The 6,362-nt window shown below is 59.0% G+C and carries 8 protein-coding genes and 1 pseudogene; 6 read left to right on the forward strand and 3 right to left on the reverse strand.

The features are described 5' to 3' along the window. Both AB3X96_RS41780 and AB3X96_RS41785 read right to left on the reverse strand, forming a co-directional pair. On the reverse strand, positions 1-260 hold a 260-nt coding region (locus AB3X96_RS41780; protein WP_368594317.1), incomplete at its 3' end, for a hypothetical protein. Continuing rightward, complete coding sequence (locus AB3X96_RS41785; protein WP_368594321.1) at positions 257-532, reverse strand: hypothetical protein; 276 nt, start codon at positions 530-532, stop codon at positions 257-259. The genes AB3X96_RS41780 and AB3X96_RS41785, both read right to left, overlap by 4 nt. Before the next feature lie 488 nt (positions 533-1,020). Between AB3X96_RS41785 and AB3X96_RS41790 the strand changes: the two are divergent. Beyond that, a pseudogene (locus AB3X96_RS41790) lies at positions 1,021-1,113 on the forward strand (IS6 family transposase); the annotation flags it as partial. Positions 1,114-1,216: 103 nt separating this feature from the next. Here the strand turns inward: AB3X96_RS41790 and AB3X96_RS41795 are convergent. Next, positions 1,217-2,665 carry an FAD/NAD(P)-binding protein gene (locus AB3X96_RS41795; RefSeq protein WP_368594318.1) on the reverse strand — a complete coding sequence of 483 codons (1,449 nt, stop codon included), beginning with the start codon at positions 2,663-2,665 and terminating at the stop codon, positions 1,217-1,219. Between the two features lie 765 nt (positions 2,666-3,430). On the opposite strand from AB3X96_RS41795, the gene AB3X96_RS41800 reads away from it, so the two are divergent. From AB3X96_RS41800 to AB3X96_RS41820, 5 genes are all read left to right on the forward strand, one after another. Continuing rightward, positions 3,431-4,219: a TIGR04255 family protein gene (locus tag AB3X96_RS41800; protein WP_176112035.1), complete on the forward strand. Its 789-nt coding sequence runs from the start codon at positions 3,431-3,433 to the stop codon at positions 4,217-4,219. A 21-nt stretch (positions 4,220-4,240) separates the two neighbouring features. After that, complete coding sequence (locus AB3X96_RS41805; protein ID WP_176112034.1) at positions 4,241-4,852, forward strand: XRE family transcriptional regulator; 612 nt, start codon at positions 4,241-4,243, stop codon at positions 4,850-4,852. Between the two features lie 48 nt (positions 4,853-4,900). Next, positions 4,901-5,710 (forward strand): hypothetical protein, encoded by an 810-nt coding sequence (locus tag AB3X96_RS41810; RefSeq protein ID WP_368594319.1) that lies wholly within the window; start codon positions 4,901-4,903, stop codon positions 5,708-5,710. Positions 5,711-5,796: 86 nt separating this feature from the next. Then, positions 5,797-6,087 (forward strand): hypothetical protein, encoded by a 291-nt coding sequence (locus AB3X96_RS41815; protein WP_368594320.1) that lies wholly within the window; start codon positions 5,797-5,799, stop codon positions 6,085-6,087. Positions 6,088-6,193: 106 nt separating this feature from the next. Then, positions 6,194-6,362, forward strand: a 169-nt coding sequence (locus AB3X96_RS41820; RefSeq protein ID WP_368594322.1) for a transposase, incomplete at its 3' end; no start/stop codon positions are given.

A 6,362-nucleotide genomic window follows, 5' to 3' on the forward strand; every position in this document is an offset into this window, starting at 1 on the left:
ACAGCTACACCGCGACGCGGTTGCGCCGGTGGCTGCGCAACAAGCATAAGCTCAGGCGACGAAGGGGCGGGAGCTATCCATCCTCGCACCTCTACGGGCACTTCGGTCTCGTACGTTTGAGCGCGCGACAGGATCTGGTTGACAATGTGCTCGAACCGGCGCTGCGCGTGCACGTCGTCCCGGTACGGCTGGGCCTGCACGATCAGGGCCGCAGCCACGAACGCCGCATAGAGAATGTTCTGCGCTTCGCGTGGTGTCATGCGTCCTCTGCCATCGGATGAGCGCAGAATCTCACGCTGCACCGCCCTACCAGCCGCTCGTCGCGGGCATCCGCGCAGCGGCGGTTCAGCATCCTGCGAACCAGATACCGGTCAAGCAGGGCCCGCGCATTGGTCAGCCCGTAACCAAAACGCAGCACGTTCTCGATGTCTATGAAGTCGGCGTAGCGGCCCGAGTCGGCCAGCCAGCATGCTTCCTCAAGGATGGCCGCTTCCCCCGGCGAAGGCGGCGCACCGCCGTCCTCTTCCGTCATCACACCATTCATGTCCATGTCGTCACCAGATCGTTGATGGATGCCTCCGGACGCGGCATCGAGAGTTTGTCCGACGCAAGTGCGTCGGACACCGGCTGGTATCACCTGACGTGCCTACGCTTATTGATTACGCATCACGCCATTTCGCGCATGATGGCATGCGAGCCAACGTGCATCGTTGCGAAGCGATGTCTGGCGAATGATCCAAGGCGGGCGGTCTACGCTGACGAACGATTGTCGAAGCCGTCCTCTGGATCGCCTTCCTTGCCCGGCAAGCGTTTCATCGCTCAATAACGTTCGAATCATCTTGGCCTGCTCGCACAAAAGACAAGATGTAAGCACATTTCATCGAATGAAAACGGCCCCTAGATGCTGTGTGGAAGGGCTGCGTCAGGCGCGCCCGTTTGCGTGCTCCTTCGGAGAAAACGAGTGTGCAAATCCCGTTTTACTCCAGTCGGGCTTACTGCCACTGCCCTCCCACATAGCATCTAGGTGGCATCGAAGTCATGCACATGATCGTCAAGGGGAAATTGAACGATGGCGGCGTTTGGCAAACTCCCGCACATCAGTTCTATTCGCTGGCTGGACAAGGAATCCATGCCATATCGGTCTTGACCGACCTCTCGATCTTACTGCGACAGAACCCGCTTGCATCCACGCCCCTGTCAGGCAATGCGCTCGCGTTTAATGTGCAGAAACCTGCCGCATTATGATCTCCGTCATCCGCTCGATATGCATTAGCAATTCGGGCACCGCCGTCGCCTCCCAAAAGCGTCTTCTAAGCGCAGGGCCAATATAAAACAGAGACGGATTCGTACAGCTATCGACTCGAACCACGCGGTAAGACTCATCAACACACAACCCCGCCCAGTCAAATTTTGCAATCCCGTCGCGCCGTAACTGATCAAAAAGAGAATCACACGCGTGTGCTATAGGCCGGTGTATGCAATCTGCATGCGGTTCTGTATCTGACGCCGTAGCTCGATGAGCTGGAGCCATCCCGACACCGGTGCAATTCACGAAATACGATGCGTGCACAACGCGCGAGCCCGTTGCTGCGCGCGGGCGAATAGCCAGCAGCAGCCCGTCGCCATGTGCGCTGATTGTCTCGATTCGCCCCCCCATAAGCGAGAGACGCCCACTCATCCTGAGTGACGCGACAAGCGCTGCCGTGGAAGCTGGCTGTCGGTGACGATGTGTGTCCCAGTAAGGCGCAATATGGCGCACGAAAGCGCGCCGGTCGGCCTCAGACCAGTTTGACCAGATCTGCGGTACCGCTGGACGCAGGCTATCGATCACCTCGCGCCAGTCACCGCCTCTCGCGCGATGTTCAGCAATGACTTTGCGTACGACGGTGATGCAATGCCTGGGGCCGGCGGCCAATTGATCGAGAAGCGACCGCCGCGCTTGTGGCTGAAGTCTCGGCGGTGACTGGCAGTGGTGTTGAGGCAACAAACCACGGCGGGACATAAGCGTGAAGCGCAACTTTTCGCTGCGCCGGTGCAGCGCGTAAACAACGTCGAGTGCCGTCAGACCAGACCCGCACATGAAGAAATGGCTGTCATCCGGCACGGTCCGCAGTTTAACTGCGTCCCAGGGATTCGCGAGGAAACGTTGATCGAGTGAAGCGCCACCGGTCGCTGCAACAGTGATGGAGCGGCGGCCATCGCTGTGCCCGGTCGCAAGGACGACGTGATCGGCAGAAATCTCCACACCCGTGTGCAAATGAACCTTCGTTCGGCCATCCTCGACGGGCTTCAGCGCGACGGCGTATCCGTCATGTTGAGAAAACTGATGCTTCCCGCGGTTTTCGACGGCTTGTTTTAGCAGATGTGCAAGATAATCACCGTACCACGCACGTGGCAGGAAATCATCGGGTTCGGCAGGACGGCCCCGCTGTCGGCAATAATCGACAAAGCCGTTGCCGTTGTCCCGCTCAACACTGAGGGTCCGTGCGGGGGCGTTCAGGAGCCACCCCTCTTCGTCTGACCGATAAGCAATACCGCGCGAAACGCTATAGCTGTCATCGACCAGTGCGATCGACAGGGGCTTTGCGGTTTGATCCGACAGTAGCCATGTGGCCGTCATCGTCCCGCAAAAGCCAGCACCCACTATCACGATCGATACAGTCATTGCCACGGCTCCGATGGTTGTTCGTATCCGCTCACGCAGAAAATTAATTTTGACGTTCAGATGGATACCCGCTCCGATAGAGTCGCTTGCATCGGGGCACGTCAGGAAAGCTCTCTTTCCGGCGCGGATAGTCGGAAGCTGTGCCGCGCGTCGCAGGAAGCGACTATGCGGCATTTCGCCCGAAGCTACAAAATCGATTGTTTGGATAACACTGATTCGCATCGCAAATGAATGGGTTCGGGACGGATGGGTGTGTCGTCTGGAGGGTGCCGTTCAAACCCAGTAGCGCACCTATTTCGCGTAGACCGCGCCACACCTCAATGGCATCGCAGCGCTGTCCACGAACCCTCAAACAGTGGGGCCGGCTAACGGGGCGTCAACAATACTCCGCAAATTGAGGCTCGGATAGTTGGGGCTAGCCGGGCCGTCATTTCGGGACAGCGGCGGATGCGGGCGGTCGTATGCGTCACGGGCGCGGTCGACGTAACACGGCGGCGGAGCCGGGGAAGCGACGCCACCGTTTTTGGTTAGGCGGCCGGTCTCTATGCGCTGGTGTGATCGGTGGAGGACATAAGGGCCCGGTTCATGGTCCGCGTGCGCTCGTTCCCACGCCACGTCGGGTGTCCCGCGCCGTAGCGCTCCCCGCGACATCACGCCGCGGGCCACTTCTGAGCAGTTCTCCTTGCGAGAGCGTCAACTACGGTGTAAACTGACAACCGAAATGTCAACTTTACGTTTTGGCGCCCGCTGATCATGAATGGACGAATGGCCAATGCGCCGGTCTACTATGCCTTGCTGCAGGCGCAGTTCAACCCGATCCCGGCGATGGAAAAATACGCTGGGGAAGTGCAGGATCTGCTGCGCCGCGACGGGTATACGCTCTTTGAAGAGCAGGCGATACCGCAACTGGAGTTCGTCTTTGAAGCTAATGACGCACCGCCTGTCCCCAAAGTCGGGACCCTGAAGGTCTGGCGGATGACTACGGCAGACCGTACGTCCAGTTTTGTGCTCAGCCCGACGTTCATCGCCTTTCATACTACCCACTACGACACGCACCGACAGTTTTTGCCAACTGGATTGCGCGGGCTTGAACACGTTCACAAAGTTGTGGGTCTTGATCACGTGAGTCGCCTAGGTCTGCGGTACCTCGATGCTGTGCAGCCGCGCGAGGCAGAGACGGTCGATCAGTATCTTGCAGGCGGCCTGTGCGGCGTGCAGTTTGGCGCGGTTGAGCAATCAGCATCGAGCGAGCAGGTATTCGAGACGCAGCCGGGGGTTTTGGCTGACCGGGGCATCCTTGTGGCGAGGGTGCATCGCGCCGTGGCTCCGCTTGGATTTCCGCCGGACGTGGCACCGCACGGACTCGTGATTAAAGACCGGTTCGCGAAGCAGGAGCCGCAGCGTCATGCGGTCATCGACACGGACCATTTCGTTCAGGGGAGATTTCCGCTTGAATTCGCGTCGCTCGCGAGCCAGCTCGAGGCATTGCACCGAGACATCCGCCGGGCGTTTGAGGCGATCGTTACGCCTCGTGCCCTAAAGGCTTGGTCGTAAAACTAATCAGGAGACAGACATATGCAATCATTGCCAGCGATTGGCGCTGCGCAGCATTACCCGGTGATGCTGCGGCCGTTCATTGGGACGGGGTCTGCATATCCGCTTGAGAACGTAGACAGTTGGAGCGGGTACCTTTCACCTCGAACAGGGCTCTTTGTCAGCGATGACACGGCGGTGCGGTCGCCGCGCAGGCGCCCGCGCGCGGATATCCGGACGGCGAAGGAACATCTGGAAAATGTCCGCGCAGTGCTGAATCCCGCTATTGGCGATCTTGCGGTTCTCTTCGACGTGTCGCGCCAGGCGGTCTACAAGTGGCTGTCCGAAGAGTCGATGCCGGACGCTGACAAGCTCGTGCGCATCAGGACGTTGAGTCAGATCGCCGACGCGTTCAAGGCGGCAGGAGTCGCGCGTGCGTCGAGTCTCCTGAAAATGAAAGCGTTTGAAGATCGCTCACTGTTCGACATCCTGAAGGCCGGTGAGGACAGTTCGGCGACCGTGCAGACTTTGATTGAAGAGGCTCGGGCAATGGAACGGTCCTATGCACTCACGGGTCTGTCGAATACCGCGGCTCCAGCAACAGCAGACTGGCAATCGGATGTTTCGATTCCAGGTGCTGTCGAGGATCGCTGAGGGGGTGGGATGCCGGGACGTGACAGTGCTTGGCGGCAAGGCAGTCTCATGGTTGACGCTCATGCGTTGGGCCTCGGACTCGTGTTTGATGAAGGCGAACATCGCGTCGTTGTCATCTCGCACGACTGCGACCTCGCCAACGACAAGGAGCCCTCTGTCGAGTGCATCGTAGCGGACATCGTTGCGACAGTGGACCCAACGTTCGCTCGTGCCCGAAACGTACGCCGGCTTCATCTCTGCTACACCACCGGGGAAGGGCATACGCTCGTGCTTGAACTGCGTCACGATGCTCGAACGGTGGTCCATACGGCGATGTTCGATGCGATCGCTGCCGCTCCGGATGCGTCGGTCACACTGAATGCCGATGAGAAGAGGGCGCTCAAGCAATGGCTGGCCGCGCGGTATGGTCGTCCGGCTTTCCCGAACGCGTTCGAGAGTCGCCTTCGCCGAAAACATAAGGGCAAGACGGTTGAGCAACTGACCGGCAAGCTTCTCGAGCCATACAACGCCCATCTGGTGGGCGTTTTCTTTGACCTCGACGCCGCGCGATTTCAGGACCTCGACGGCGGTGAACCCTACGTTCTGCGCATTACCCTTGCATATGATGCTACAGAAGGCGGCCCCGTTGCGCGTGCCGCTGCCGAGAAGGCCGCGAGCGAGATTTCCGATCTGTTCACGAGCGTCTATGGCAAGCCCGAGGACGCTAAGGAAATTGCTCTCGAGAGTTGTGTCGCCGTCGCTGATACACGTCTCTCACTAGCAGATCTTCGAAAGATCGATCAGTGGCGACTTGAATACATCAGTTTGCGAACGGACCCGGCCGAAGGTTTTCTTCCTGTCGGCGAGACGCCTGCGTAGGGTACGACGCGACTCAGACCCGCAAAGTCAGCAACTGTGCAGATTTGCTGTTATATACAGTGTGCAAAGCGCTACGCGGGGAAGCAATGACCAAGTTCTTTGAAGTGTTCGAGAAGGCAATTATTAGTTGCCTCGCGCCGGCAATTGTCGCGATGCTGACGCTTGCCGCCGTCTCGCAGGCCGAACTGGATTCGCACTTGCTTGATGCGGTTCAGCGTTATTTCTGGAGCATCCCCTTCCTCGGTGGATTTTTGTTTCTTCGATCCACAGCGGGGAAGCCACCCGTCTCCATCCGGGGTGCGAAACGCATAATGGGCGTCATTTGGTTTGTCTGTGGCAGGCGACCACGCCAATTCTTTCGCCGGTCGAAGGGCTGATCACATTGATGGTCGCTCCATCAAGTGCGTCGTAAGCGCCCGCTTATCCCATCTGGAGTTGCGTTGAGAGTCTTGGGAGCATCGTGTCCACTTAAATAGGTGGACCGTGAACACTATTGACGAAGCAGCGGCACCAGGCCGTCGTCGCCGCCGGCGCTACAGCGTCGAGTTCAAGGCTCAGGTTGTGGCAGCTTGCCAGAGGCCCGGGGTGTCGCTCGCGGCGATCGCGTTGCACCACAAGCTGAACGCCAATCTGCTTCGACGTTGGGTCGAGC

Source organism: Paraburkholderia sp. BR13439 (genome assembly GCF_040948805.1).
In the GTDB taxonomy this organism is placed as follows: domain Bacteria; phylum Pseudomonadota; class Gammaproteobacteria; order Burkholderiales; family Burkholderiaceae; genus Paraburkholderia; species Paraburkholderia youngii.

Bases quoted from the DNA above. Each gene is read 5' to 3' on its own strand.
- AB3X96_RS41805 (WP_176112034.1), top strand. From the start codon at position 4,241: ATGCAATCATTGCCAGCGATTGGCGCTGCGCAGCATTACCCGGTGATG.
- AB3X96_RS41785 (WP_368594321.1), bottom strand. From the start codon at position 532: ATGACGGAAGAGGACGGCGGTGCGCCGCCTTCGCCGGGGGAAGCGGCC.
- AB3X96_RS41815 (WP_368594320.1), top strand. From the start codon at position 5,797: ATGACCAAGTTCTTTGAAGTGTTCGAGAAGGCAATTATTAGTTGCCTC.
- AB3X96_RS41810 (WP_368594319.1), top strand. From the start codon at position 4,901: ATGGTTGACGCTCATGCGTTGGGCCTCGGACTCGTGTTTGATGAAGGC.
- AB3X96_RS41795 (WP_368594318.1), bottom strand. From the start codon at position 2,665: ATGACTGTATCGATCGTGATAGTGGGTGCTGGCTTTTGCGGGACGATG.
- AB3X96_RS41800 (WP_176112035.1), top strand. From the start codon at position 3,431: ATGGCCAATGCGCCGGTCTACTATGCCTTGCTGCAGGCGCAGTTCAAC.